This is a genomic window from Stenotrophomonas sp. YJH_SMC_81 (genome assembly GCF_059370875.1).
The window spans coordinates 149,653-175,704 of the sequence record NZ_JCAFUB010000002.1 but is presented as its reverse complement, the minus strand read 5'-3'; the positions used below and the strand labels follow the sequence as shown (position 1 = coordinate 175,704).

At 67.1% G+C, this 26,052-nt stretch carries 17 protein-coding genes; 6 read left to right on the top strand and 11 right to left on the bottom strand.

Annotated features, from left to right (window positions below; all coding sequences use genetic code 11):
- Positions 1-40 precede the first annotated feature (40 nt).
- A complete protein-coding gene (locus tag AC5P8U_RS04385) occupies positions 41-1,615 on the top strand; it encodes a sensor domain-containing diguanylate cyclase (RefSeq protein ID WP_005419756.1) in 1,575 nt (524 codons plus the stop codon).
- 39 nt (positions 1,616-1,654) lie between these two features.
- On the opposite strand, the gene AC5P8U_RS04380 is transcribed toward AC5P8U_RS04385, so the two are convergent.
- From AC5P8U_RS04380 to AC5P8U_RS04330, 11 genes are all read right to left on the bottom strand, one after another.
- Positions 1,655-2,557 (bottom strand): energy transducer TonB, encoded by a 903-nt coding sequence (locus AC5P8U_RS04380; RefSeq protein WP_072169177.1) that lies wholly within the window; start codon positions 2,555-2,557, stop codon positions 1,655-1,657.
- 80 nt (positions 2,558-2,637) lie between these two features.
- Entirely contained in the window at positions 2,638-4,368 is a 1,731-nt protein-coding gene (gene aceK, locus AC5P8U_RS04375; RefSeq protein WP_072169178.1) for a bifunctional isocitrate dehydrogenase kinase/phosphatase, read from the bottom strand.
- Positions 4,369-4,514: 146 nt separating this feature from the next.
- Positions 4,515-4,874 (bottom strand): hypothetical protein, encoded by a 360-nt coding sequence (locus AC5P8U_RS04370; protein WP_005419760.1) that lies wholly within the window; start codon positions 4,872-4,874, stop codon positions 4,515-4,517.
- A gap of 53 nt (positions 4,875-4,927) precedes the next feature.
- Positions 4,928-5,344: a roadblock/LC7 domain-containing protein gene (locus AC5P8U_RS04365; RefSeq protein ID WP_061478181.1), complete on the bottom strand. Its 417-nt coding sequence runs from the start codon at positions 5,342-5,344 to the stop codon at positions 4,928-4,930.
- Entirely contained in the window at positions 5,337-5,885 is a 549-nt protein-coding gene (locus AC5P8U_RS04360; RefSeq protein WP_072169179.1) for a GTP-binding protein, read from the bottom strand. The genes AC5P8U_RS04365 and AC5P8U_RS04360 overlap by 8 nt, the downstream gene beginning before the upstream one ends.
- Positions 5,878-6,843, bottom strand: a complete 966-nt coding sequence (locus tag AC5P8U_RS04355; RefSeq protein WP_088497440.1) for a hypothetical protein — start codon at positions 6,841-6,843, stop codon at positions 5,878-5,880. The genes AC5P8U_RS04360 and AC5P8U_RS04355 overlap by 8 nt, the downstream gene beginning before the upstream one ends.
- Positions 6,844-7,158: 315 nt before the next feature.
- The gene (locus tag AC5P8U_RS04350; protein WP_188240563.1) at positions 7,159-9,381 is read right to left on the bottom strand and encodes an NADP-dependent isocitrate dehydrogenase; all 2,223 of its coding nucleotides are present in this window, start codon (positions 9,379-9,381) and stop codon (positions 7,159-7,161) included.
- Positions 9,382-9,696: 315 nt separating this feature from the next.
- A complete protein-coding gene (locus AC5P8U_RS04345) occupies positions 9,697-10,209 on the bottom strand; it encodes a hypothetical protein (RefSeq protein WP_072169182.1) in 513 nt (170 codons plus the stop codon).
- A gap of 43 nt (positions 10,210-10,252) precedes the next feature.
- Positions 10,253-10,546 (bottom strand): LysM peptidoglycan-binding domain-containing protein, encoded by a 294-nt coding sequence (locus tag AC5P8U_RS04340; RefSeq protein WP_049410686.1) that lies wholly within the window; start codon positions 10,544-10,546, stop codon positions 10,253-10,255.
- 284 nt (positions 10,547-10,830) lie between these two features.
- Entirely contained in the window at positions 10,831-11,649 is an 819-nt protein-coding gene (queF, locus tag AC5P8U_RS04335; protein ID WP_439426445.1) for an NADPH-dependent 7-cyano-7-deazaguanine reductase QueF, read from the bottom strand.
- Positions 11,650-12,140: 491 nt separating this feature from the next.
- Positions 12,141-13,460 (bottom strand): M20 family metallopeptidase, encoded by a 1,320-nt coding sequence (locus AC5P8U_RS04330; RefSeq protein ID WP_006473586.1) that lies wholly within the window; start codon positions 13,458-13,460, stop codon positions 12,141-12,143.
- Positions 13,461-13,646: 186 nt separating this feature from the next.
- On the opposite strand from AC5P8U_RS04330, the gene AC5P8U_RS04325 reads away from it, so the two are divergent.
- From AC5P8U_RS04325 to yccS, 5 genes are all read left to right on the top strand, one after another.
- Positions 13,647-14,891: an efflux RND transporter periplasmic adaptor subunit gene (locus AC5P8U_RS04325; RefSeq protein WP_353762327.1), complete on the top strand. Its 1,245-nt coding sequence runs from the start codon at positions 13,647-13,649 to the stop codon at positions 14,889-14,891.
- 74 nt (positions 14,892-14,965) lie between these two features.
- Positions 14,966-18,199: an efflux RND transporter permease subunit gene (locus tag AC5P8U_RS04320; protein ID WP_072168924.1), complete on the top strand. Its 3,234-nt coding sequence runs from the start codon at positions 14,966-14,968 to the stop codon at positions 18,197-18,199.
- Positions 18,200-18,230: 31 nt separating this feature from the next.
- Complete coding sequence (locus tag AC5P8U_RS04315; protein WP_151354874.1) at positions 18,231-21,353, top strand: efflux RND transporter permease subunit; 3,123 nt, start codon at positions 18,231-18,233, stop codon at positions 21,351-21,353.
- A 286-nt stretch (positions 21,354-21,639) separates the two neighbouring features.
- Positions 21,640-23,709 carry a TonB-dependent siderophore receptor gene (locus AC5P8U_RS04310; RefSeq protein WP_495213941.1) on the top strand — a complete coding sequence of 690 codons (2,070 nt, stop codon included), beginning with the start codon at positions 21,640-21,642 and terminating at the stop codon, positions 23,707-23,709.
- Positions 23,710-23,804: 95 nt separating this feature from the next.
- Positions 23,805-25,982: a YccS family putative transporter gene (gene yccS, locus AC5P8U_RS04305; protein WP_495213940.1), complete on the top strand. Its 2,178-nt coding sequence runs from the start codon at positions 23,805-23,807 to the stop codon at positions 25,980-25,982.
- Positions 25,983-26,052: the final 70 nt, after the last annotated feature.

Here is a 26,052-nt window from a genome sequence, read left to right as displayed (position 1 = left end):
GAACCGGTCGGGTCCAGCCTCCTGCCGGATCCGTCGACGCATGCGAACGCTGTCCCCCCGCCTCAACCTGGGCAAGCTGATCCTCGCCCTGGCCCTGCTCAGCGCCATCATTGCCCTGGCCAATACCCTGCTGGCCAGTTACCGCGTGCAGCGCGACCAGCTGGTCGGCAACACGCTGGAGGCCAACCGCGTCTATGCCACCAAGCTGGCCGAGACCACCCAGAACTTCCTGCTGGCCGCGCAGCAGGAGCTGGCCTACGCCGCCACCCGGCTCGGCCAGAATGATCTCGATCCGGCACAGGCCCAGGATGAAGCCAGCCGGCTGCAGCTGCAGACCAACAGCTTCAACTCCTCGCTGGTGGTCGACGCCGACGGCCTGGTGATCGCCACCTCGCCGCAGACCCTGCAGCTGCAGGGCGAGATCCTGCACAGCGCCGGCAACAACGCCGCACTGGCCGCGCGCCAGCCGATGATCAGCGATCCCTACCAGTCGACCACCGGCAAGCTGCTGGTCTCGCTGTCGCACCCGATCTTCGATCGCCAGGGCCGCTATCGCGGCTACGTCAGCGGCACCCTCTACCTGCGCCAGCGCAGTGCGCTGCACACGCTGCTGGGCAAGCACTACTACCGCGACGGCTCGTACCTGTACGTGGTGGACCGCAATGGCCGCCTGCTGTACCACGCCGATGGCAAGCGGGTCGGCGACTACGTGGTCGGCAACCCGGCGGTGAAGGCAGTCGTGCGCGGTGAACGCGGTGCGCAGCAGGTCCGCAACAACCTGGGCGTATCGATGCTGGCTGGCTATGCACCGGTGCCGGCCACCGGCTGGGGCATCATCGCCCAGCGGCCGACCGAGGCCACGCTGCAGCCATTGTCACGGTTGATGACCGCGGTGATCTGGAATGCGATCCCGCTCGGCCTGCTGTCACTGCTGGTCACCTGGTGGTTCGCCCGTCGCATCTCGATGCCGCTGTGGCAGCTGGCGCGAAACGTGCAGGGTGGCGAGGACACCGGCAACGCGATCAGCCACGTCAGCGGCATCCGCGCCTGGTACTTCGAGGTGGCCCAGCTCAAGCAGGCGGTGCTGCACAGCTTCAACGCGCTGCAGGACCGCATCGGCACGCTCAGCCGCGCCAACCGTACCGATCCGCTGACCGGCCTGCTCAATCGCCGCGGCCTGCAGCAGGCGCTGGATGCGCTGCAGGTGCAGGGCATTCCGTTCGCGATCCTGGCGCTGGACATCGATCGCTTCAAATCGATCAACGACAGCCACGGCCATGACGTCGGTGACGCCGCCATCGTCCATATCGCCGACCAGATGCGCCGCTACTCGCGCGACAGCGACATCCTCTGCCGCGCCGGCGGCGAGGAATTCCTGCTGCTGTTGCCGGGCATCAGCACCGACTCGGCGCGCCAAGCTGGCGAGCGCCTGCGCCAGCACATCGCCGATCACCCGTTCGAGCCGGTCGGCACCATCACCGTGTCACTGGGCGTGGCCCACTTCCCCAGCTTCCATGTCGATGCCGAGCAGGCGCTGCGGCTGGCCGACAAGGCCCTGTACATGGCCAAGGAACAGGGCCGCAACCGGGTGGTGGTCTACCCGTACGCGGACTGAAAAGCGGCCGGCCTGGCCGACCGCTTCACCGCGCCGGGCTCAGCGCTGCGCCAACGGTGTCAGCAGGCGCAGGCCGCGCTGGGTGCCATCGACCATGTACACGCCCCCGGCCGGCAGCAGATCACTGCCCGCCTGTTCGACGGCATCCGGCCTGCGCCACGGTGCGGCCTGGCGCGGGCCGGGGATGTAGGCACGCCAGCGGCCATAGCGCTCCGGCTGGGCATTGCCGTTGCTGCCGGTGTCGCTGTTCAGGGCGAAGTTCACCGGCACGCGCACGGTCCAGAAGTCGCGCGTGCTGTTCTCGCCGGTGGTCGGCGGGATGAAGGTCCACTTGCGCGCGCCGCTGATGCTGGCCTTGGCGAGCAGGTCACGCATCTTGGCCAGGGTCCGCTCCGGCGCGACCACGGTCATGTTCACCTGTTCGGCAATGACGTCGGCCACGGTCCCATCGCGGGCTACCTTGACCAGCAGCAGCACATCACCCTGCCCACCACTGCGGAAGACATCCTCGGGGTAGCGCGGTGGCGGCATGCTCTTCCGGGTCACCGAATCGGTAGCCTTCGGGTCATACTCACTGAAGTCGACACTGGTCATGCTGACCTGGTAGCTGCCGTCCTCCTGCTGCTTGCCACGCAGGCGCACCCGCAGTGGTGCGTGGACCGCCACCGGCTTGCCATCGCGCAGCGTCGGCTCGAACTGCCAGCCACGGATGGTGCCCTCCACGAATGAGGCGATACCCGGTGCGAGCATCGCCTGCTGGTCCAGGACCAGCGCGCTGACCGAACCATCGGCCGCCACGTCGATACTGCCCGACAGCGCCATGCTCATCTCGGCGGTGGCACGCACGGCGCGCGCGTTCTGGGCGACGGCCTCGGCTGGCAGCAGGGGGGCACCGGCGGAGAACGCCAGGGCCAGGGCAAGGAACAGGGGGGAACGCATCATTGCCGGATCCGTGGTGATGAAGTGAGCACCGAGCGTACCGCAGTCCTGACCGGACCGGCACGTGCTTCACGCCACGCCGTTCAGGCCAGGCGATGGGCCGCCGCGTAGGGCGGCGTATCCGGATAGTTCCCCTCGGCGAAGCGCGCCTGCAGGTCCTGCCACCACGCCGGATCGAACAGGTGCCGGTAGTGCTCCCTCACCGCCGCCAGTTCGCTGGCGGGCAGGCCCATGAACGGGCCGAAGCGCTCGGGAAACACGTCGCGTGGACCGACATGGAACCAGGGTTCATCGGCCATGGCTTCCTCCGGCGTACGCGGCTGCGGCCAGGCGCGGAACACGCAGTCGCTGACCAGGCACAGCTCGTCGTAGTCGTAGAACACGGCCCGGCCATGCCGCGATACGCCGAAGTTCTTCGGCAGCATGTCGCCGGGGAAGATGTTGTTGCGCGCCATGTCGGTGATCGCCTGCGCGTAGTCGAGTACCGCTGCGCGCACCGCCTCGCCCCCCTGCTCGCGCAGGTACAGGTTCAATGGACGGAAGCGACGCTGTACGTAGCAAAGTGCGACTTCCACATGGTCGCCATCGACCCGCACGGTCTGCGCGCATTGCTGCAGCAGCTCCTCCAGCAAGGCCGGCGCGAAGCGGTCGCGCGGGAAGCGCAGGTGGCGATACGGCTGCGCATCTAGCAGGCGGCCGACGCGGTCGAGGTTGAACACCAGCGCGTACTTCTCTTCCACCTGCTGCCGCGACATCGCCTTGGGCCACGCGAAGCGGTCGCGGATCAGCTTGAACACCAGCGGATAGCTGGGCAGGGTGAACACTGCCATGACCATGCCAGGTGTGCCTTCGGCGGGCACCAGCCGCTCCTGCGGATGCTCGTTGAAGTGGCGGAAGAAGGTCCGGTAGCGCTCGGTCTTGCCCTGCTTGGCACGGCCCAGAACGGTGTAGATCTCATCGATGGGCTTGCTTGGCAGCAGGCTGCGCAGGAACACCACCGCATCGCCCACCGTGGCGAGGTCGGCCTGGAAATAACTGCGCGACACGCCGAACAGGTGGGCGACGTCGCGGCGCCGGGTGAGCACCGCGTCGGCACGCAAGCCACGCTCATCGTTGACCAGCGCGATCACGCAGGGTGAGAAGCGGTGCTCGCCGAACACGCGGCCCACCAGGTAGGCACGGCGCTCGCGATAGAACACGGTGTCCAGCAGCTCGATGCTGCGCACCGGCGTATCGCCCCAGTGGGCCAGATCATCCTGCAGGCGCACGGCGATGGCCGCCGCGCAGCGCAACTGGTGCGCATACGGAATGTCGAAGCGGTAATCGGCCAACACGCGCTGCAGGGCCTCCACCGGCCGCGTCGGTGAAACCGCGTAGGTATGCCGCGCGACCGGATGGGTGATCGCATCGGACGGCTCGACGTCAAAGGCGATAAACTCCAGCGCCGGATCCACGCCACGGGTGGAGAACAAGCGCCGCGACAGGGTGTTGTAGAACGTCTTGTACAGTTCGGCGTCGATCAGCCCCCGCAGCAATTCGCTGTAGCGTGCATGCACCTGCAGCCACAGTGCGCGCTCCCCGATCGCTTCGCCGGCAAGGCGCCGCAGTGCATCCATCTGTTCGGCAATGCACAGGTCGTACAACGCGATGCGCTCGACTGCATCCCGGCGTGCGCCCGCCCAGTCGCGCTGCTCGAAACGCTGCCGCGCGCGGGCGGTGATCGCCGCAAAGCGGGCGTGGTACTGCTCGAAGCCAGCGTGGATGGCACCAGCGATGCGCGACGCCAGCTCGGCATCGATATCAGGCTCGGACATGCAGGACTCAGCCGGGAGGACCGGCTTCACCATACGCTGGCGTGTGCAATGGCGTCGAGTGCGAAGGTAGTGCCGGCCGCTGGCCGGCAGCACCTGGACCGTCGATGGATCGATGCAGACGCCGGCCAGCGGCCGGCACTACCGGCTCAGATCGCCAGTTCGGCCTCTACGTCCTGCACCTTGCGTCGGGCCAGTGCAAGGTTGGACTTGGTCCGGTCCAGCACGATGTAGAAGAACAGGCCCTTCTTCTTCGCGACCGGTCGCATGATGTGGTACGCCTTGCCCAGCGAGATCAGGATATCCTCGATGCTGTCATTGAGGTTCAACGAGGCAGCGGTCTTCATCTTGGCCCGGATCACTTCGGTGTTGCCGGCGGCGGCCACTTCCATGTCCATGCCGGCACCGGCTTCGCCCAGCAGCATGCCGCTTTCGTAGTCGACCAGCGCCACTGCCTGCGCGCCGTCGATGCCCATCAGTGCGTTCAACGATTCATTCAATCCAGCCACGTCGCACCCCTTGTCGATGTTGGTTCGAGCCCCTCGTTCCCCTGCGGCCGGGCTCACGATCCGCCGAGTTCGGCCAGGATCGCCTGGCCACATTCCCTGCTCTGCCACAGCACCTGCCCGATCACGCTGCGCTGGTCGCAGGCCGCCATCAGCAGCAGCGGCGCACGCCCTTCGGCCTGGATCGCCAGCATCAGCACCTTCCCGCCCATCGCTTCCAGCATCAGCGTCTGCAGATCGCCCAGCACCAGTTCGCGCCCCACCGCTGCGGCCAACGCCAGCATCGCGCTGGTCATCGCCGCCAGCCGTTCGCCGCGCCCGTCGGCACCGGCACTGACCAGGGCAAAGCCATCGACGCTGGCCAGCACCACCGTGCGCACGCCTTCCACCCGCTGCTGCAGGTCCTGCAGCAGCGGCTGCAGGCGCTCACGCTGGCCCGCGTCGGGCAGTACCGCCATCTGCCCGTCACCCATGCGCAGCCACCAGTGCGTGCGCTTCCATTTCGCTCATCAGTACATCCATCAGCAGCAGTCCCTGTTCGCGGTCACGGGCATCGACGGCCAGCAACGGCAGTGGCTGGTCGTCAAGGCAGGCGTGCGTGGCCCAGTCATCCAGCGCCGCCTGTGGTGCCTGGTCCAGGTGGCTGACGGCCACGACCAGTGCCAGGGATGATGCGAACGGCTGCAGCACCTGCAGGTAGTCCTGCAGCTCGCTGGCAATGCCGGCGCGCCGTGCGTCCAGCAGCAGCACCGCGCCCCGTGCACCCTGCAGCAGGATCGGCCACAGGAAATCGAAACGCTGCTGGCCGGGCGTTCCGTACAGACGCAGGCGTTCTCCGTTGGGCAGGTCGATGTCTGCATAGTCCAGCGCGACGGTGGTGGAGGCCTTGTCGGCACCGAGGCGATCACTGTTGGCCACATCGGTGTCGACTACCGCGCCGGCCGCGATGCTGCGCACCAGCGTCGACTTGCCGCTGCCCATGCCGCCCAGCACCACCACCTTGTGCTCACGCATTGCGCTCACTCCCGCGCAAGTGCCGCCACAGGCGGGCAAGCAGTCCGTTGTCGGTGCGGGTGCCACCGGTCGCCATCATCGGCGTCGCCGGGGCGGCCTGCAGCTGCGCGTAGCCACACAGGTAGGCCGCGTGGATGAAATCGCGAACGGCCGCCGCCGGCAGCTCAAGCAGCATCGCGCATTCTTCAACCGTGCACGCGCGCTTGAGCAGCAACGAGCAAAGGCGGAATCCATCGTGGTCGTGTCCCAGTACGCGGAAATCCGGCCAGCGCAGCAGCTTCACCGAAGCGCCGCGCAGGCGTTCGTCCAGTGCCTGCCAGTGGCGGCTGCGTTGCGCCCATTGCCACAACAGCGGCCGCAGCGGCTGGCGTGTTCGCTCACCAGCCAGCGCCTGCAGGCGCATTGGCGTCAGTGCATCCAGCTGCAGGCGTTCGAAAGCATCGGCCAGGCGCTCCACCAGCGCGCTCGCGGGTTCCTGCAACAGCACGGCCTGGTCGTGCTCCAGATCCATCAGCAGCAAAGGCTCGCCCGCATCACTCAACAGTGCCTGGCCATGGCGCAGCGGCAACCGCTCGCGCAGCAGGCGGGTAATGGCGTGTGCGCCATCGGCCAGACGTATCAGCGCGGGTGCGGGCATGGCCAGGGGCTCCGGTGCCAACTGCATGCGACGCAGCGCGCGGCCGATGGCACCGTCGTCGAGAACATCCTGGTGTCCGTCGCCGTCGCGCAGTTGGCCGCCGTTGTCCTCGATCCAGCATTGCAGGCGCGGTCGCTGCTGGCGCATGCGCTGGGCCGCGTTGCGCAGTGCCGGGGTATCGCGGATGACCAGCAGGTCGCAATCGTCCAGGTCCCGGCTGCGGCGGACCTGGCCGTCCGGCAGTGCCGACGCCAGGCGCAGCCGTTGCAGCAGGGCCTGCTCGCCCTGGATATCGGTTCCCACTACCAGCACGCGTGCCATCCGTGTCCCCGGGCGACCACCTCCCCGGTGGTCTCGCGTCGCCAAGGCTAGGATATAGCCGACGAAGACCGTCGTGATCGACTACTCAGATTGAAGGCGGTTGCACGCCCCCTTCTGTCGGTTCTGCGACAGCCATCGCGGGCAAGTTTCATGCCCCGTTGACGGCAGTCCGACAGCTGACGGATGTCACGGTTTCATCGCCTGGGGTCAGATCCCTTTTGCGCGCAAAAGGGATCTGACCCCCCACGGCCCCGGAAAAAGAAAACCCGCGCCGAAGCGCGGGTTTCCATGTTGCAGCAGGCGAACGGCGCAGGATCAGCCGCGCAGCTGCTCCAGCGCGGCGTTGAAGGTCGCGCTCGGGCGCATTGCCTTGCTGGCCTTGGCCGGGTCCGGGCGGTAGTAGCCACCGATGTCCACGGCCTTGCCCTGCACCGCGATCAGCTCGTCGACGATCTTCTGCTCGTTGTCGGTCAGCGCCTTGGCCAGCGGGGCGAAGCGTGCCTTCAGTGCAGCATCCTCGTCCTGCGCGGCCAGGGCCTGCGCCCAGTACAACGCGATGTAGAAGTGGCTGCCACGGTTGTCGATGCCGCCGAGCTTGCGCGACGGCGACTTGTCGTTGTCCAGGAACTGGCCGTTGGCTTCGTCCAGCGCCTTGGCCAGCACGCGGGCGGCGGCGTTGTCATAGCGGTTGCCCAGGTGTTCCAGCGACGCGGCCAGGGCCAGGAACTCACCCAGCGAATCCCAGCGCAGGTAGTCCTCTTCGACGAACTGCTGCACGTGCTTCGGGGCCGAACCACCGGCGCCGGTCTCGAACAGGCCACCACCGGCCATCAGCGGCACGATCGACAGCATCTTGGCGCTGGTGCCCAGCTCCATGATCGGGAACAGGTCGGTCAGGTAGTCGCGCAGCACGTTGCCGGTCACCGAGATGGTGTCCTCGCCCTTGCGGATGCGGTCCAGCGAGAACGCGGTCGCTTCCACCGGCGGCAGGATGCGGATGTCCAGGCCGTTGGTGTCGTGGTCCTTCAGATACTGCTCGACCTTGGCGATGACCTGCGCGTCGTGGGCGCGGGCGGCATCCAGCCAGAACACGGCCGGGGTGCTGCTCAGGCGGGCACGCTCGACGGCCAGCTTGACCCAGTCCTGGATCGGCGCGTCCTTGGTCTGGCACATGCGCCAGATGTCACCGGCTTCCACGGCGTGCTCGAACACCACGGTGCCGGCATCGTCGGTGACCTTGACCACGCCATCGGCAGCGATCTGGAAGGTCTTGTCGTGCGAGCCGTACTCCTCGGCCTTCTGTGCCATCAGGCCGACGTTGGGCACCGAACCCATGGTGGCCGGGTCGAAGGCGCCGTGCGCCTTGCAGTCGTCGATGACGGCCTGGTACACGCCGGCGTAGCAGCGGTCCGGAATGACGGCCTTGGTGTCCTGCAGCTTGCCTTCGGCGTTCCACATCTTGCCGGAGTCGCGGATCATCGCCGGCATCGAGGCGTCGACGATGACGTCGCTCGGCACGTGCAGGTTGGTGATGCCCTTGTCCGAGTTGACCATGGCCACGCCCGGGCGCTGTGCGTACTCGGCAGCCAGGTCGGCTTCGATCGCAGCACGGGTGGCTTCCGGCAGCGACGGCAGGCGCGCAGCCAGGTCACCGATGCCGTTGTTGGCGTCGAAACCGGCCTGCTTGAGTACGTCGGCGTGCTTGGCCAGCACGTCCTTGTAGAACTCATTGACCGCCACGCCGAACATGATCGGGTCGGAGACCTTCATCATGGTCGCCTTCAGGTGCAGCGAGAACAGCACGCCCTGGGCCTTGGCATCGGCGATCTGCTCACCGAGGAACGCGGCCAGTGCCTTGCGGCTCATCACGGCGGCGTCGACGATCTCGCCGGCCTTGACCGCGGTCTTTTCCTTCAGCACGACGGCGCTGCCGTCCTTGCCGTGGAAGGTGATCTTCAGCGAACCGGCGTTGGCCAGGGTGGCCGACTTTTCGCTGCCGTAGAAATCGCCGGCGGCCATGTGCGCGACGTGCGACTTCGAATCGGCCGACCAGGCGCCCATGCGGTGCGGGTGCTTGCGCGCGTAGTTCTTCACCGACAGCGGTGCACGGCGGTCGGAGTTGCCTTCGCGCAGCACCGGGTTCACCGCGCTGCCCTTGACCTTGTCGTAGCGCGCCTTGTAGTCGCGCTGCTGGTCGTCGGCCGGGGTTTCCGGGTAATCCGGCAGCGGGTAGCCCTGGTCCTGCAGTTCCTTGATGGCCGCCTTCAGCTGCGGCACCGAGGCGGAAATGTTCGGCAGCTTGATGATGTTGGCGTCCGGGGTGGTCGCCAGCTGGCCCAGCTCGGCCAGGTCGTCGCTGACCTTCTGCGCGTCGGACAGCAGTTCCGGGAACTGCGACAGGATGCGGCCGGACAGCGAGATGTCACGGGTTTCCACCACGATGCCGGCCGTGGCGGTGTAGGCGTCAACGATCGGCAGCAGCGACTGGGTGGCCAGGAACGGTGCTTCGTCGGTCAGCGTGTAGAGGATCTTGGACATGGGGGACTTGGACTCTGTAGCAATGCTCAGGGGAAGGCCGGCGCCAGCGCCGGGCCACGTGCAACCGTGTCGCGCGCGAGGCGGGGCCCCACGCTTTCCCCCGTCGCCGTCAGGGTGGGCGCGCGGCGGGGAAACCCCTGCATTGTCGCGTTTTCAGTCGCGCGGGGCAAAGCCACGCCATACGCGGCGGTACTGGATGCCGGCAACGCTGTGATCCATCGACGCCTGGATGAAGCCAACCATCGCCCAACAAAAAAGGACGCAGCCTCGCGGCTGCGTCCATCGTGAGCCCTGCCGGGAGAGAGTCGGCTGGACTTACTTGACCTCGAACTCCTGCGGCGTTCCGGCCGCCTTGCCATCGACGGTGACTTCGGCGCGGTACTTGCCGGCCGGCCAGCCCTTTGCATTCTTGAAGGTGACGTTGGTGGTTTCCGCACCGCTGGTGTTCAGCGTGGCATTCTGTTCGCCGGCCACCTGGCCGTCCTGGTAGGTCAGCTTCGCGCCAACGGCGACGTTGTTGGCAGCACCGTCGGTCTTGACCGAGACGATGATGTCGTCCTTCGGCGCGAACAAAGCCGTCGTCGCAACCGACTTGTCGGCGGCTGCGGTCTTGCCGACCGTGACCGACGAGACGCTGACAGCAGCGGCTTCGGCCATCGGCGGCGGCGCGCCGGTCATCGGGGCCGGTGCTGCCGGTTCGGCCGGAGCAGTCGCTGCCGGAGCGGCATTGTTGTCGGTCGACTCTTCTTTCTTCTTGCAACCGACCAGGGCGACGCTGCCCAGCAGGGCGGCGATCAGGGCGGTCTGGAGCGGGGTGGTCTTGATCATTCGGGGTTCCTCCCAGGGATTGTTGGACGGCACTCTGGCCGGCTTACTTCGGCGGCAGTTTCAGGGTCTGGCCCGGGAAGATCTTGTCCGGGTCATCAAGCACATCGCGGTTGGCTTCGAAGATCTTCTTCCAGGCATTGGCGTCGCCCAGATGCTGCTTGGCGATCTTCGACAGCGAGTCACCCTTCTGCACGGTATAGGTGCCGCCGCTGACAACGTCTGCGGTGCTGTCCACCGAAGCGCTGACGCCGGAGAAGTCCGCCTTCGGTGCCTGTTCGGCGGTACTGTCGACGCTGCTGCTGACGCCGGAGAAATCGGCTTTCTTCTCGGTACTCATCCACAACTCCCGTCTGCATGACTACGTAACTGGCACGGTGCCATGGCGGTTGTTAAATGGGGATGGTGCAGATGTGAAGCCGCCCCCGGGGCGGCTGAACAATCGGGGGAATGGACGCCCGGTAGTGCCGTCCGCTGGCCGGCTGTGCCACGGGATCCGGCCTTGGCCGATTGCCGGCCAGCGGCCGGCACTACCCGTAACCGCCTGCGAACCATGGTAGTGCCGTCCGCTGGCCGGCGCTCGCCGGGCATGGCCCGGCACAAGGGGGTAACCGACTGCGGCGGTTACTGCCGCAGCTCGCGGTAGGTCGCAGCCGGGGCGGCGATGCCGGGGCTGGCACGCCAGGGGTTGATGTCCAGGCCACCACGGCGGGTGTAGCGAGCCTCCACTTCCAGCCAGTGCGGCCGGCAGCGCGCGGACACCTCGCTGAAGATCCGCTCAACGCACTGCTCGTGGAACTCCGCATGCTCGCGATAGCTGACCAGATAGCGCAGCAGGCCGGCGCGGTCGATCTTCGGCCCACGGTAACGCAGGCTGACCGTGGCCCAGTCCGGCTGGCCGGTGACCGGGCAGTTGGACTTCAGCAACGCCGAAACCAGGGTCTCCTCCACCACCTCGCCCGCATCGGCGGCAAGGAAGTCGGCCTGCGGCGGGCCGTAGCAATCGATCTCCACGTCCAGCCCGTCGATGGATTCGCCGAGCGGCGTCTCTCGCAGCTCCGGCAGGCCGAACTCGACCTGGACCGGCGCACCGGCGCAGGCCGACAGATCCGCCACCAGGCGCTCGCGCAGTGCCTCGGCGCTGTCGACGCGGGTGCTGTTGAGGGAGTTGAGGTACAGCTTGAACGACTTCGATTCGATCAACTGCGGCGAGGTGCACGGCACCTGCACGGTGGCGACGGCCACCTGCGGCTTGCCGCGCGGATCGAGCCAGCTCAGCTCGAAGGCATGCCAGCGGTCGTGGCCGACGAACGGCAGCGCGGCGTCATCGAGGCCGATCTCGACGCGGGCACCGCTACGGGGGATCGGGAACAGCAGGCCGGGATCGTACTGCGACGGGTAACTGACCTCGCGACCGAGGCTGGAATCCTGTGGGGTGTTCATGGTGGGCATTGTATCGCGCGGAGGGCGGGCCTTCGGCCGGCCGGCCAACGGCGGAGCCCCCTCCGTGGTGGGGTGTTGGGTCGTCGAAAGCCTGGATTCCCGGGAGTGGGCCGGGCGGATGGGGCTGGCGGGGACGCCGTGAATCCGTCCCTGGAGGCTTAGCCGCGCCATCCATGGCGCGGATACCCCGCCAGCCCCACCCGCCCGGCCCCCCGACACATTTCTGCCGCCGATCCACCACGGGAAAGATCAGAAAATCAAAATCCGATCCTTCGGACATTTTCGATGTCTGCCATCCACGCATGGCGTGGATCTACCGGCAAGCCACGGGATCGGGTCTGGAGGAAAGCCCCCTGAGTCAGGGGGCGGCCGCGAAGCGGCAGGGGTCTGGAAGCTGGTAAGGGGGGCCCACCGTTCGCGCAGCGAACTGTGGGAGCGACAGCGCGCATGCGATGTCGCGTACCCAGGGCTGCAAGCCCTGCCGGTAACCCTTACCCCGCAGGAGTGCCGGCACCGTGCAGGTAATCCAGGCTCACCTGCAGCAACGCCCGCAGTCCCACATCCAGTGCCTTCTCATCCAGCAGGAACTTCGGCGAATGGTTGGCCGGCGCCGTCGCCGGGTCGATGCCCACGCTGGTGGACCCGACGAAGAAGAACATGCCCGGCACTTCCTTCGCGTACAGCGAGAAATCCTCCGCACCCATCTGCAACGGCGGCTCGTACACATTGTCCTTGCCGACCACCGCCTGCAGGCTCGGCAGCATCTTCGCGGTCAGCGCCGGGTCGTTCACCGTGGCCGGGTTGCCCTCCGATTCGTAGATGTCGGTCACCGCCTTCGCACCGTGCGCGGCGGCCGTGTGCTCGGCCACGTTGCGCAGGTCGGCAAAGATCTGCTGGCGCATGCCTTCGTCGAAGGTGCGGATGGTGCCGACCATCTCCACTTCATCGGGAATGATGTTGTAGCGGATGCCGCCGTTGATCGCGCCGAAGGTCAGCACCGCCGGTTGCTTGGACAGGTTGGCGCGGCGGCTGACGATGGTCTGTGCGGTGCCGACCAGATCGGCGGTGGCGACGATCGGGTCAACACCGTTCCACGGTGCCGAGCCATGCGTCTGGCGACCGATCACCTTGATCCCGAAGCGATCCGAGGCGGCCATCAATGGGCCGCCGCGCACCGCGATCTGGCCGGCCTGCACGCTGGAGAACACATGCAGGCCGAACACGGCCTCCGGCTTGAAATCGGCAAACAGCCCTTCCTTCAGCATCAGTGCCGCACCGCCCTCTTCCGGCGGCGGCGCGCCTTCCTCGGCCGGCTGGAAGATCAGCATCACCTGGCCCGGCAGGTCCTTCTTCATTGATACCAGCGCTTCGGCCACGCCCAGCAGCGTCGCGGTGTGCGCGTCGTGGCCACAGGCATGCATCACGCCCACGGTCTGCCCGCGGTACTGGTCGGTGGCCTTGGAGGCGAACGGCAGGCCGGTCTGCTCGGTCACCGGCAGCGCGTCCATGTCCGCGCGCAACGCGATCTTCGGACCCGGCTTGCCGCCTTCGATGATCGCCACCACGCCGTGGTGGGCGATGCCGGTCTTCGGCTTCAGGCCCATCGCACGCAGGCGCTTGGCGACCTCGGCCGAGGTGCGCGCCTCGCGGTTGGACAGCTCCGGGTGCTGGTGGAAATCACGGCGCCATTCGACCACCCGGGCCTGCAGCCGCTGCGCGGCGGCGGTCACTTCCGGGCGTTGCCCGTCCTGGGCATGGGCAAGCGCCGGCAGGGCCAGCAGCAGGGCGGACAGCAGCAGCGAACGGCGCATCGCAATCTCCACAGCAAGAGGGTTCCAGCTGAATGTAGGGCAACACCGGCGCCACGGGAACCTCCGGCGCCGCATCCGGTCTTAGCGCCCGTCCCATCCGTCATGCAGGAAACGTGATGTGGCACAGGTATGCTTTGCGCATTGTCCCGGCGTCCCGTCCGGTCCAGCCCTCTCGGAGTCCTCGTAATGTCACGTGTTTGGAAGATCGTGCTGCTGGTCGTGGCGATCCTGGTGCTGGCCGTGGTCGGCCTGCGCGTCATCGGCGGGGGCAAGGACAAGGCTGGAAAACCTGCTGCGGGCGCGCGCCAGGGCGGCGAAGATCCGAATGCCGGTCCAGTGCCGGTGACCGTGGTGGAGGCCATGCGCCAGGACGTGCCGGTGTATGCCAGCGCGCTGGGTACGGTGACCGCGATGAACACCGTCACTGTCAGCCCGCAGGTCGGCGGCCAGCTGATGAGCCTGAATTTCCGTGAAGGCCAGGAAGTGAAGCAGGGTGATGTGCTGGCGGTGATCGATCCGCGCACCGCCCAGGCCAGCTACGACCAGGCCGCGGCAGCCAAGCGCCAGAACGAGGCCCTGCTGGCCACCGCGCGCTCCAACTACCAGCGCTCGAACGCGCCGGAGTATCGCCAGTACGTCGCCAAGACCGATCTGGATACACAGCGAAACCAAGTGGCACAGTACGAAAGCGCCGTGGCCGCCAACGAGGCCAGCATGCGCTCGGCGCAGGTGCAGCTGCAGTACACCCGGGTCACCGCGCCGATCTCAGGCATCGCCGGCATCCGTGCGGTCGACGCCGGCAACGTGGTCAGCGCCGGTACCGCGCTGGTCACGCTGACCCAGATCCATCCGATCCACGTGCTGTTCAACCTGCCCGAGCGCCAGCTCGGCGATGTGCGCCAGGCGCAGGCCGCCGGCACGGTGCCCGTGGCGGCGCTGGACCGCGCCGATTCGCACGTGCTGTCCGGCGACGGCAAGCTCGATGTGGTCGACAACCTGATCAGTGCCGACAGCGGCACGTTCAAGGCGCGCGCCGTATTCGACAACACCGACAACGGCCTGTGGCCGGGCCAGTTCGTCAACGTGCGCATGCAGCTGCGCACCATCGGCGGCGGCGTGGTCATTCCGACCCAGGCGGTGCTGCGTGGCCCGGACGGCGAGTACGTCTATGTCGTGCAGGGCGACAACACGGTGAAGATGCAGACCGTGCGCAGCGGCGTGGAAGTGGGCGACAGCCAGGTGCAGATCGCCGAAGGCCTCAAGGGCGGCGAGCGGGTGGTCAGCGAAGGCCAGTTCCGCCTGAAGCCGGGCAGCAAGGTCACCGCGCTGAAGCCGGGCGAGACCCCGGCCGCGCCGACCGAGGCCGAACTGAAGGCGGCCGAACAGAAGAACGCGGGCGGCGGTGGCCGTCGCGGTGGTGGCCCGCGCTGAGCGCAGGCCACGGTTCTCCCTCGCGCCGGCGGACCCGCCGGCGCCGACATTGAAGTGCCAGCAAGGATCAGTCCGTGGGCTTTTCGACGATCTTCATCCGCCGCCCGATCGCCACCTCGCTGTTGATGGCGGGCCTGTTGCTGCTGGGCATCCTCGGTTACCGCAAGCTGCCGGTGTCGGCGCTGCCGGAAATCGATGCGCCCAGCCTGGTGGTCACCACCCAGTACCCCGGCGCCAATGCCACCACCATGGCCTCGCTGGTCACCACCCCGCTGGAGCGCCAGTTCGGGCAGATCTCCGGGTTGGAACTGATGACGTCGGACTCGTCGGCCGGGTTGTCGACGATCATCCTGCAGTTCTCGATGGACCGCGACATCGACATCGCCGCGCAGGACGTGCAGGCGGCGATCCGCCAGGCCACCCTGCCCTCGTCGCTGCCCTACCAGCCGGTCTACAACCGGGTGAATCCGGCCGACGCGGCCATCGTCACCCTGAAGCTGACCTCTGACACGCGCCCGCTGCGCGACGTCAACAACTACGCCGATTCCATCCTGGCCCAGCGCCTGTCGCAGGTGCAGGGCGTGGGCCTGGTCTCGATTGCCGGCAACGTGCGGCCCGCCGTGCGCATCCAGGTCAATCCGGCGCAGCTGTCGAACATGGGGCTGACCCTGGAACAGCTGCGCAGCGCGCTGACCCAGGCCAACGTCAATGCGCCCAAGGGCTCGTTGAACGGCAAGACCCAGTCCTACAGCATCGGCACCAACGACCAGCTGGCCAGCGCCGCCGAGTACCGCGACACCATCATCAGCTACAAGAATGGCCGCCCGGTGCGGCTGTCGGACGTGGCCGAGGTGATCGATGGCGTGGAGAACGACCAGTTGGCCGCCTGGGCCGATGGCAAGCCGGCGGTGCTGCTGGAAGTGCGCCGCCAGCCGGGCGCCAACATCGTGCAGACCGTTGAGCGCATCCGCGCGATCCTGCCGCAGCTGCAGGGCGTGCTGCCGGCCGACGTGCACCTGGAAATCTTCAACGATCGCACCGAGACCATCCGCGCCTCGGTGCATGAGGTGCAGTTCACCCTGATCCTCACCATCGGCCTGGTGGTGGCGGTGATCTTCGTGTTCCTGCGCCGCCTGTGGGCCACGATCATCCCGTCGGTGGCAGTACCGCTCTCGCTGGCCGGTACCTTCGCGGTGATGGCCTTCGCCGGCATGTCGCTGGACAACCTCTCGCTGATGGCGCTGGTGGTGGCCACCGGCTTCGTGGTCGACGATGCGATCGTGATGATCGAGAACATCGTGCGCTACATCGAGCAGGGCAAGAGCGGCAAGGAAGCGGCCGAGATCGGCGCACGCCAGATCGGCTTCACCGTGCTGTCGCTGACGGTCTCGCTGGTGGCGGTGTTCCTGCCGCTGCTGCTGATGCCCGGCGTCACCGGCCGCCTGTTCCACGAGTTCGCGTGGGTGCTGAGCATCGCCGTGGTGCTGTCGATGCTGATCTCGCTGACGCTCACCCCGATGATGTGCGCCTACCTGCTCAAGCCCGACGCCCTGCCCGAGGGCGAGGACGCGCATGAGCGCGCGGCAGCGGCCGGCAAGCAGAACCTGTGGACGCGCACCGTCGGCCTCTACGAGCACAGCCTGGACTGGGTGCTGGGCCACCAGCGCCTGACCCTGGCCGTGGCCGGTGGCGCGCTGGTGCTGACCGTGCTGCTGTACGTGCTGATCCCCAAGGGCCTGCTGCCCGAACAGGACACCGGCCTGATCACCGGCGTGGTGCAGGCCGACCAGAACATCGCCTTCCCGCAGATGGAGCAGCGCACCAGGCAGGTGGCCGAAGCGCTGCGCCAGGACCCGGATGTGACCGGCGTGTCGGCCTTCATTGGCGCGGGCAGCATGAATCCCACGCTCAACCAGGGCCAGCTGTCGATCGTGCTGAAGGAACGCGGCGAGCGCGATGGCCTGGATGAGATCCTGCCGCGCCTGCAGAAGGCGGTGGCGGGCATTCCGGGCGTGGCGCTGTACCTGAAGCCGGTACAGGACGTGACCCTGGATACCCGCGTGGCCGCCACCGAGTACCAGTACTCGCTGTCGGACGTGGATTCGGCGACGGTGGCGACCCAGGCCACGCGCCTGACCGAAGCGCTGCGCAAGCGCCCGGAACTGGCCGACGTCGACAACAACCTGTCCAACCAGGGCCGCGCCCTGGAGCTGAACATCGACCGCGACAAGGCCAGCGTGCTGGGCGTGCCGATGCAGACCATCGACGACACGCTCTACGATGCGTTCGGCCAGCGCCAGATCTCGACCATCTTCACCGAGCTCAACCAGTATCGCGTGGTGCTGGAAGTGGCACCGGAGTTCCGCACCAGCACCGCGCTGATGGAACAGCTGGCGGTCGCCTCCAACGGCGCCGGCGCATTGACCGGCACCAATGCCACCAGCTTCGGCCAGGTCACCTCCTCCAACTCGTCCACCGCCACCGGCATCGGCGCGCAGAACACCGGCATCACCGTCGGCGCCGGCAACATCATTCCGCTGTCGGCGCTGGCCGAAGGCAAGGTGAGCAGCGCACCGCTGGTGGTCAGCCACCAGCAGCAGCTGCCGGCGGTGACGGTGTCGTTCAACGTGGCGCCGGGCTATTCGCTGTCCGAAGCGGTGCGAGCGATCCAGGAGACCAAGGACAGCCTGGACATGCCGGCACACCTGCATGCCGAATTCATCGGCAAGGCCGCTGAATTCACCGGCAGCCAGACCGATGTGGTGTGGCTGCTGCTGGCCTCGCTGGTGGTGATCTACATCGTGCTGGGCGTGCTCTACGAGAGCTACATCCACCCGATCACGATCATCTCCACCCTGCCGCCGGCCGGTGTCGGCGCGCTGCTGGCGCTGATGCTGTGCGGGCTGAGCCTGTCGGTGGATGGCATCGTCGGCATCGTGCTGCTTATCGGCATCGTCAAGAAGAACGGCATCATGATGGTCGACTTCGCCATCGAAGCCCGCCGCGCCGGCGCCAACGCGCACGAGGCGATCCGCCGCGCCTGCCTGCTGCGCTTCCGCCCGATCATGATGACCACCGCCGCGGCCATGCTTGGCGCGCTGCCGCTGGCGCTGGGCACCGGCATCGGTTCGGAGCTGCGCCGCCCGCTGGGTATCGCCATCGTTGGCGGCCTGCTGCTGTCGCAGTTGGTGACCCTGTACACCACGCCGGTGATCTACCTGTACATGGAGCGCTTCTCCGAGTGGCTGGCGCGCCGCCGCGAACAGCGTGCGCTGCGCGACGGTTCGCTGCAGGAGCCGCAGGCATGATCCACGCCCCGCTGCCGTGGGGGGCCGCACGATGAACCTGTCCGGCCCCTTCATCCGCCGCCCGATCGGCACCGCACTGCTGGCCATCGGCTTGTTCATGGTCGGCCTGATCTGCTACCTGCGCCTGGGCGTATCGGCGCTGCCGAACATCGAGATCCCGGTGATCTTCGTGCATGCCAGCCAGTCCGGCGCCGACGCGGCGACCATGGCCTCGACGGTCACCGCGCCGCTGGAACGCCATCTCGGCCAGCTGCCGGGCATCGATCGCATGCGCTCGTCGAGCTCGGAAGGCAGCTCGCTGGTGTTCATGATCTTCCAGAGCGGCCACAACATCGATTCGGCGGCACTGGATGTACAAACGGCGATCAACTCGGCTCAGGCCGACCTGCCCTCGGGCATGGGCTCGCCGATGTACCAGAAGGCGAACCCGAACGACGACCCGGTGATCGCCATCGCGCTGACCTCGCAGACGCAGTCGGCCGACGAGCTCTACAACGTGGCCGACTCGCTGCTGGCGCAGCGCATCCGCCAGATCAGCGGCGTCGCCTCGGTCGACATCGCTGGCGCGTCGACGCCTGCGGTGCGCGTGGATGTCAACCTGCGCCTGATGAACGCGTTGGGCCTGACCGCCGATGACCTGCGCAACGCAGTGCGCGCGGCCAACGTGACCTCGCCCACCGGCTTCCTCAGCGATGGCAACACCACCACGGCGATCATCGCCAACGACTCGGTGGCGCGCGCCGCCGACTTCGCCGACCTGGTGGTCAAGACCCAGGGCGACGGCCGGGTGATCCGGCTGAAGGACATCGCCAACGTCTACGACGGCCAGCAGGATGCCTACCAGGCGGCGTGGTTCGACCACAAGCCGGCGGTGGTGATGTACGTGTTCACCCGCGCCGGCGCCAACATCGTGGAGACCGTAGACCGGGTCAAGGCGCAGATCCCGGCCCTGCGCGACTACCTGCAGCCGGGCACCACGATGACGCCGTACTTCGACCGTACGCCGACCATCCGTTCGTCGCTGCATGAAGTGCAGGTCACCCTGCTGATCAGCCTGGCGATGGTGGTGCTGACCATGGCGCTGTTCCTGCGCCGGCTGGCCCCCACCCTGATCGCGGCGGTGACCGTGCCGCTGTCGCTGGCCGGCGCCGCGCTGGTGATGTACGTGATGGGCTTCACCCTGAACAATCTGAGCCTGCTGGCGCTGGTGATCGCGATCGGCTTCGTGGTCGACGATGCGATCGTGGTGATCGAGAACATCATGCGCCACCTCGACGAAGGCATGCCGCGCATGCAGGCGGCGTTGACCGGTGCGCGCGAGATCGGCTTCACCATCGTCTCGATCACCGCCTCGCTGGTGGCGGTGTTCATCCCGCTGCTGTTCGCCAGTGGCATGATGGGCGCGTTCTTCCGCGAGTTCACCGTCACCCTGGTGGCGGCCATCGTGGTTTCGATGATCGTCTCGCTGACATTGACCCCGGCGCTGTGCAGCCGCTTCCTCAGCGCGCACGACCACAGCGCGCCGCCGTCGCGTTTCGGCCGCTGGCTGGACGCCGGCCACGAGCGGATGCTGCGCATCTACACCGTGTTCCTCGATTTCTCGCTGCGCCACGCGCTGCTGCTGTCGCTGACGCCACTGATCCTGATCGGCGTCACCATCTTCCTGTTCGGCGCGGTGAAGAAGGGCGCGTTCCCGCCGCAGGACACCGGCCTGATCTGGGGCCGCGCCAACTCCAGTGCCACCGTGTCGTTCGAGGACATGGTCGCGCGCCAGCGCCGCATCACCGACATGCTGATGGCCGACCCGGCGGTGAAGACGGTGGGTGTACGCCTGGGCAGCGGCCGCCAGGGCTCCAGTGCACAGTTCAACATCGAGCTGAAATCACGCAGCGACGGCCGCCGCGAAACCACCGCGCATGCGTTGGCGCGCCTCAGCGCCAAGGCCGATCGCTATCCCGACCTGCAGCTGCGCCTGCGCGCGATCCAGGACCTGCCCAGCAACGATGGCGGCGGTTCCAGCCAGGGCGCGCAGTACCGCATCTCGCTGCAGGGCAACGACCTGGCCGCACTGCAGGAATGGCTGCCCAAGCTGCAGGCGGAACTGAAGAAGAACCCGAAGCTGCGCGACGTCGGGACCGACGTGGACAATGCCGGCCTGCGCCAGAACATCCAGATCGACCGCGCAAAGGCCGCGCGCCTGGGCATCACGGTGGGCGCCATCGACGGCGCGCTGTATGGTGCGTTCGGCCAGCGCCAGATCTCCACCATCTATTCGGACATCAACCAGTACAGCGTGGTGGTCAATGCCCTGCCCTCGCAGACCGCCACCCCGGCGGCGCTGGATGAGGTGTACGTGCGTGCGCGCAACGGCGACATGGTGCCGATCACCGCGGTGGCCACGCAGATGCCTGGCCTGGCCCCATCGCAGATCACCCACGAGAACCAGTACACGACGATGGACCTCAGCTACAACCTGGCTCCCAACGTGAGCATGGGCGAGGCCAAGGCGATCATCGACGCGACCGTGGCCGGCATGCGCATGCCCGGCGACATCCGCCTGGCCGACGATGCGGGCTTCGGCTTCAACTCCGATCCCAGCGACATGCTGATCCTGGTGTTCGCCGCAATCCTGACCGTGTACCTGGTACTGGGCATGCTCTACGAGAGCCTGATCCATCCGGTCACCATCCTGTCCACGCTGCCGGCGGCCGGTGTCGGTGCGCTGCTGGCCCTGTTCGGCACCAACACCGAGCTGTCGGTGATCTCGATGATCGCGCTGGTGCTGCTGATCGGCATCGTCAAGAAGAACGCGATCATGATGATCGACTTCGCACTGGTGGCGCAGCGCGAGCATGGGCTGGCGCCGCGCGATGCCGCACGCGAGGCCAGCATCGTGCGCTTCCGCCCGATCATGATGACCACGATGGTCGCGATCCTGGCCGCAGTGCCGCTGGCGATCGGCCTGGGTGAAGGGTCCGAGCTGCGCCGCCCGCTGGGCATCGCGATGATCGGCGGCCTGCTGTTCTCGCAGAGCCTGACCCTGCTCAGTACGCCGGCACTGTACGTGATCTTCTCCTGCCTGGCCGAGCGCTGGCGCGCCCGTCGCGCGCGCAGGCGCGAAGCGAAGCTGCTCAAGCGCGCGCAGCGGGCGTAGTAGAGCCCATCCACGCATGGCGTGGATCTAGTTCTCGATACTGCGAATCTGCCGGCCAGCGGCCGGCACTACCACCGGCGCGGAGGGTGGGTGCGGACCGTTGGTCCGCACGCCTCCCGGTTTGACGTGCTGTAACGAAAAGAGAACAATTCCCCTCCAGCCATGGTCCTGCGCCCCTTCGCGGCGCCCCGCTGCCCTCTCCGGCAAGCCTGCGTGATCCCAGCCATCAACCTTTCCCCCCATGCGGGCGGATGGCGCGTGGCCGTTCGCCGAGGATGACTGAACCATGTTCCTGCACCCACTCTGCCGCCCGGCCCTGCTTGCCGTTTCCCTGTCACTGGCCTGCGCCGCGCATGCCCAGTCCGTTCCCGAGCGCACCCATCGGAACCGCAGTGCCACCGATCTGGATGCGGTGAAGGTCACCGCCGAACGCACCCACGCCGATACTGGCGCCCTTGGTGATCGCGTGCTGCGTGATACCCCGTTTGCGATCACCGCCGTGGGCCGCGAGCAGATCGAGCAGCGCCAAGTGGTCTCGCTGGGCGAAGCGTTCCTGCTCGACCCTTCGGTCACCACCCAGGTCAGCGCCTATGCCAGTGGCTGGAGTTCGCCGATCCGCAACCGTGGCATCGACCTGAACTTCGACAGCTATCGGGTCAATGGCCTGCAGGTCTCCTCGTGGGGTACCGAGTGGCCGCTGGAAGTGATGGAACAGGTCGATCTGCTGAAAGGCCCGGGCGGATTCCTTTACGGTTTCGGTGCCCCCGGTGGCATCGTCAACTACATCACCAAGAAGCCGACCGACACGCCCACCTTCTCCGCCCAGCTGGGCTGGCGCGAGCAGGGCATCGTCAGCGGCGGGATGGACGTCGGCGGCCGCTTCGGCAACGAGCAGATGTTCGGTTATCGTTTCAACGCCTACCGGGAAAAGGGCGAAACCTTCAACGGTGGCCACGTCGATCGAAAGGTGGGCGCACTGTCGCTGGACGCGCGCCTGAGCGACGCACTGATCTGGACCTTCGACGGCGTGTTCCAGTCACGCGACCTGCGCGAGGAATCGCCGCAGTACTACTTCCGCGGACTGACCTCGTTGCCACGACCGATCGCCGGGAATTCCGGCAACAGTGTCCCCGGCACCTACTACGACACTCGTTCCAGCCTGTTGTCGACCCGCTTGGACTGGCAGATCAACAGCGACTGGAAAACCAGCCTGAGTTATGGCGTCACCACCTCGTGGAATGACGTCAACAAGATCTTCGCCTACATCGATTCGCCCAATGGCGACTATGACGTCAACGTCTATGAACTGGGTGGCAAGAGCGAGTGGAAGCTGGCGCAGGCGATGCTGCAGGGCAGCTTCCACACCGGTCCGCTGCAGCATCAGGTGGTGGCAGGCATCAGTCACCAGACCGGGCTGGGCTGGGACCGTCCCTACGAATGGAGCCTGATCGGCCGCGCCAACCTGTACCAGCGCCATGCCATCCGCCATGACGCCGTCGGTTCACGGGTGATGACCCGCGGCGACGAGACCGTGCAGCAGGCCGTGTTCGCAAGCGATACCGTCGATCTCGGCAGCGGCTGGTCGGTGCTGGCGGGCTGGCGCTACAACGATTACGAGACCAAGGGCCGCTACCACACCTATCCGGTCACACCGACCTATGCCGTGATGTTCAAGCCCAGCGAGGCGGTCACCCTCTACGCCAGCTACATCGAATCGCTGGAAGCGGGCAGCCGCGTAGGCAACAACTACATCAACGCCGGTGATGTGCTCGACCCGACCCTCAGCAAGCAGTACGAGATCGGCGCGAAGGCCGAGGCCGCGCGCTGGAACGCGAACGTGGCGGTGTTCCGGCTGGAGCGTGGCGCCAACATCGATGAATTCACACCGGCCGGCAAGCGCCTGGTGCAGGACGGCATCACGCTGTACGAAGGCATCGAGGCCAGTGCCGACCTGCACCTCAGCGATGTCCTCACGGTTGGCGGAGGCGTCACCTGGCTGGACCCGACCTACGACAGGCTGTCCCCGGCCAGCGCTGCACAGGAGGGCAACCGTACCGCCGGTGCGGCGCGCTGGAGCGGGGTCGTGCACGCCACCTACCAGCTGCCGTGGGTGGATGGCCTGGAAACATACGCCGCGGTGCGCTACTACGGCGATGTCTGGTACGACGCCGACAACACCCTGAAGCTGCCCGATTACACACTGGTCAATGCAGGCATCGGCTACCGCCTGCTCGCCTCCGGTCATCCGGTGACCGTGCGCGCCAGCGTCGAGAACCTGGCCAACCGGAGGTACTGGTCCAACGCCGGCACAGGCCTGCCACGCACGTTCGCTGTGAGCGTGCGGTTCGACATGTAGGGCCCGGCAGCACCGTGGGTGCGGACCGTTGGTCCGCCCTCCATATTTCACGCGCAGCCCGCAATAATGGTGGAAGACCCTTCCACCGAGCCTGCATGTCCGCCCGCCAATCCCGCCTCAGCCGCCTGTGGGCCCACGAAAAGGCCAGCTACGGCCTGCGCGTGTTCATCGCGCTGACCGCGGCCGTGGCCGTGTGCTGGCAGTTCGACGCGCTGACCGCCCTGCCCGGCGTATTCCTCGGCATCATCGCAAGCGCCATCGCAGAAACGGACGACAACTGGTGGGGCCGGATCAAGGCCGTGGTGTTGTCACTGTTGTGCTTCTGCATTGCGGCAGCCTCGGTGATCTGGCTGTTCCCGTGGCCGTGGATCTTCATCGGCGCGCTGGCACTGTCCACCTTCGGCCTGACCCTGCTTGGCGCGCTCGGTGAGCGCTACGCATCCATTGCCCAGGCCACGGTGACGCTGGCGATCTACACCATGATCGGCTTGGAGCAGCATGGCGCCAGCGACCTGCACAGCGCGCTGGACGCGGTCAGCCATCTGCTGGCCGGTGCAGCCTGGTACGGGCTGCTGTCGATCCTGTGGACTGCGCTGTTCGCCAACCGGCCGGTGCGCGAACGCGTGGCGCGGCTGTACGTTGAGCTGGGCCGCTACCTGCAGCTGAAGGCTGCGCTGTTCGAGCCGGTGCGCGAAGCCGACCTGCAACGTCGCCAGCTCGACCTGGCGGAACAGAACCGGCGCGTGGTCGGTGCGTTGAACGAGGCCAAGACCGCGATCCTGGCCCGCTTCGGCCGTTCCGGGCGGCCGGGCGTGAACTCCGGCCTGTACCTGCGCCTGTATTACATGGCACAGGATTTCCACGAGCGCGCCAGTTCCTCGCACTACCCGTATGGCGCGCTGGTGGACGCCTTCTTCCACAGCGATGTGCTTTACCGCTGCCAGCGCCTGCTCGACCTGCAGGGCCAGGCCTGTGCCCGCCTGGGCGAGGCGATCCGGCTGCGTCGTCCGTTCGTATACGGCGAAAGCAACCAGCAGGCCGGGCGCGACCTGGCCGACGCGCTCGCCTACCTGCGTGACCAGCAGCGCCCGCAGTGGCAGCGCCTGCTCGGCTCGCTGGACCTGCTGGTTCACAACCTGCGCAGCATCGAGCGCCGCCTGCTGGATGCCGAACGTTCCGAAGCCAGCCTGGACAACGTCGACACCCGCCTGCGCGACAGCAACCCGCATACCCTGCGCGAGATGGGCGTGCGCATCCGCCAGCAGCTCACGCCCGGCTCGGTGCTGTTCCGCCATGGCCTGCGCATGGCACTGGCACTGATCGCCGGCTTTGCAGCGATCCGGCTGTTCAATGCGCAGAACGGTTCATGGGTACTGCTGACCATCGTGTTCGTGTGCCGGCCCAACTTCGGCGCCACCCGCCAGCGCCTGGCACAGCGCATCGTCGGCACCGTCGCCGGACTGGTGATGACCTGGGCACTGCTGCAGCTGTTCCCGCAGCTGCACGTACAGCTGCTGATCGCACTGCTGTCGGCACTGTTGTTCTTCTTCACCCGCACCGACCGCTACCTGGTGGCATCAGCCGCGATCACCGTGATGGCGCTGACCTGCTTCAACCTGATCGGCGATGGCTTCGTGCTGATCGTACCGCGCATGGTCGATACGCTGTTGGGCTGCGCGATCGCAGCGGCGGCAGCGTTCCTGATCCTGCCCGACTGGCAGGGCCGCCAGTTGCATCTCGTCCTGGCACGCGTGCTGGACACTGCCGCTCGCTACCTGGATTCGGTGCTGGGCCAGTACCGCAGCGGCATGCGCGACGACCTGGCCTACCGCATCGCCCGCCGCGACATGCACAACGCCGACGCCGCGCTGTCCACCGCACTGTCGAACATGCTGCGCGAACCCGGCCACGTGCGCCGCAACCTGGATGCCGGCTTCCGCTTCCTGGCGCTGTCCAACACGCTGCTGGGGCATCTGTCGGCGCTGGGTGCGCACCGCGACCAGGTGGACAGCTACGCAGGCGATCCACTGGCGCTGGCCGCGGGCGATCGCGTGCGCAAGGCACTTCAGCAGCTGGCGACGGCGCTGACCGCGCGGCAACCCGTCGCGGACGATGACAACGACGCCGACCGCGCGGTGGCTGCCGAGCTGGAGCAGATCGACGAGGCGATGCCGCCGAAACTGCAGTTGATCCGTACCCAGATGGCGCTGGTACTGCGCATGCTGCCGAAGGTGCGTGCCGCGGCCAATGAGGCGGTGACCAACCTGACCTGATCCCTCATCGCTGATCGGGCATCCCATCCACGCATGGCGTGGATCTGCTGCGCCGCGTGCAACGGCGCGT

Excerpts from the sequence above, each read along its gene's own strand:
- AC5P8U_RS04315 (WP_151354874.1), top strand. The coding sequence starts at position 18,231 with ATGAACCTGTCCGGCCCCTTCATCCGCCGCCCGATCGGCACCGCACTG.
- AC5P8U_RS04385 (WP_005419756.1), top strand. The coding sequence starts at position 41 with ATGCGAACGCTGTCCCCCCGCCTCAACCTGGGCAAGCTGATCCTCGCC.
- queF (WP_439426445.1), bottom strand. The coding sequence starts at position 11,649 with ATGAACACCCCACAGGATTCCAGCCTCGGTCGCGAGGTCAGTTACCCG.
- AC5P8U_RS04345 (WP_072169182.1), bottom strand. The coding sequence starts at position 10,209 with ATGATCAAGACCACCCCGCTCCAGACCGCCCTGATCGCCGCCCTGCTG.
- AC5P8U_RS04330 (WP_006473586.1), bottom strand. The coding sequence starts at position 13,460 with ATGCGCCGTTCGCTGCTGCTGTCCGCCCTGCTGCTGGCCCTGCCGGCG.
- AC5P8U_RS04350 (WP_188240563.1), bottom strand. The coding sequence starts at position 9,381 with ATGTCCAAGATCCTCTACACGCTGACCGACGAAGCACCGTTCCTGGCC.
- aceK (WP_072169178.1), bottom strand. The coding sequence starts at position 4,368 with ATGTCCGAGCCTGATATCGATGCCGAGCTGGCGTCGCGCATCGCTGGT.
- AC5P8U_RS04380 (WP_072169177.1), bottom strand. The coding sequence starts at position 2,557 with ATGATGCGTTCCCCCCTGTTCCTTGCCCTGGCCCTGGCGTTCTCCGCC.
- AC5P8U_RS04360 (WP_072169179.1), bottom strand. The coding sequence starts at position 5,885 with ATGCGTGAGCACAAGGTGGTGGTGCTGGGCGGCATGGGCAGCGGCAAG.
- AC5P8U_RS04340 (WP_049410686.1), bottom strand. The coding sequence starts at position 10,546 with ATGAGTACCGAGAAGAAAGCCGATTTCTCCGGCGTCAGCAGCAGCGTC.
- AC5P8U_RS04365 (WP_061478181.1), bottom strand. The coding sequence starts at position 5,344 with ATGGGTGACGGGCAGATGGCGGTACTGCCCGACGCGGGCCAGCGTGAG.
- AC5P8U_RS04325 (WP_353762327.1), top strand. The coding sequence starts at position 13,647 with ATGTCACGTGTTTGGAAGATCGTGCTGCTGGTCGTGGCGATCCTGGTG.
- AC5P8U_RS04310 (WP_495213941.1), top strand. The coding sequence starts at position 21,640 with ATGTTCCTGCACCCACTCTGCCGCCCGGCCCTGCTTGCCGTTTCCCTG.
- AC5P8U_RS04355 (WP_088497440.1), bottom strand. The coding sequence starts at position 6,843 with ATGGCACGCGTGCTGGTAGTGGGAACCGATATCCAGGGCGAGCAGGCC.
- yccS (WP_495213940.1), top strand. The coding sequence starts at position 23,805 with ATGTCCGCCCGCCAATCCCGCCTCAGCCGCCTGTGGGCCCACGAAAAG.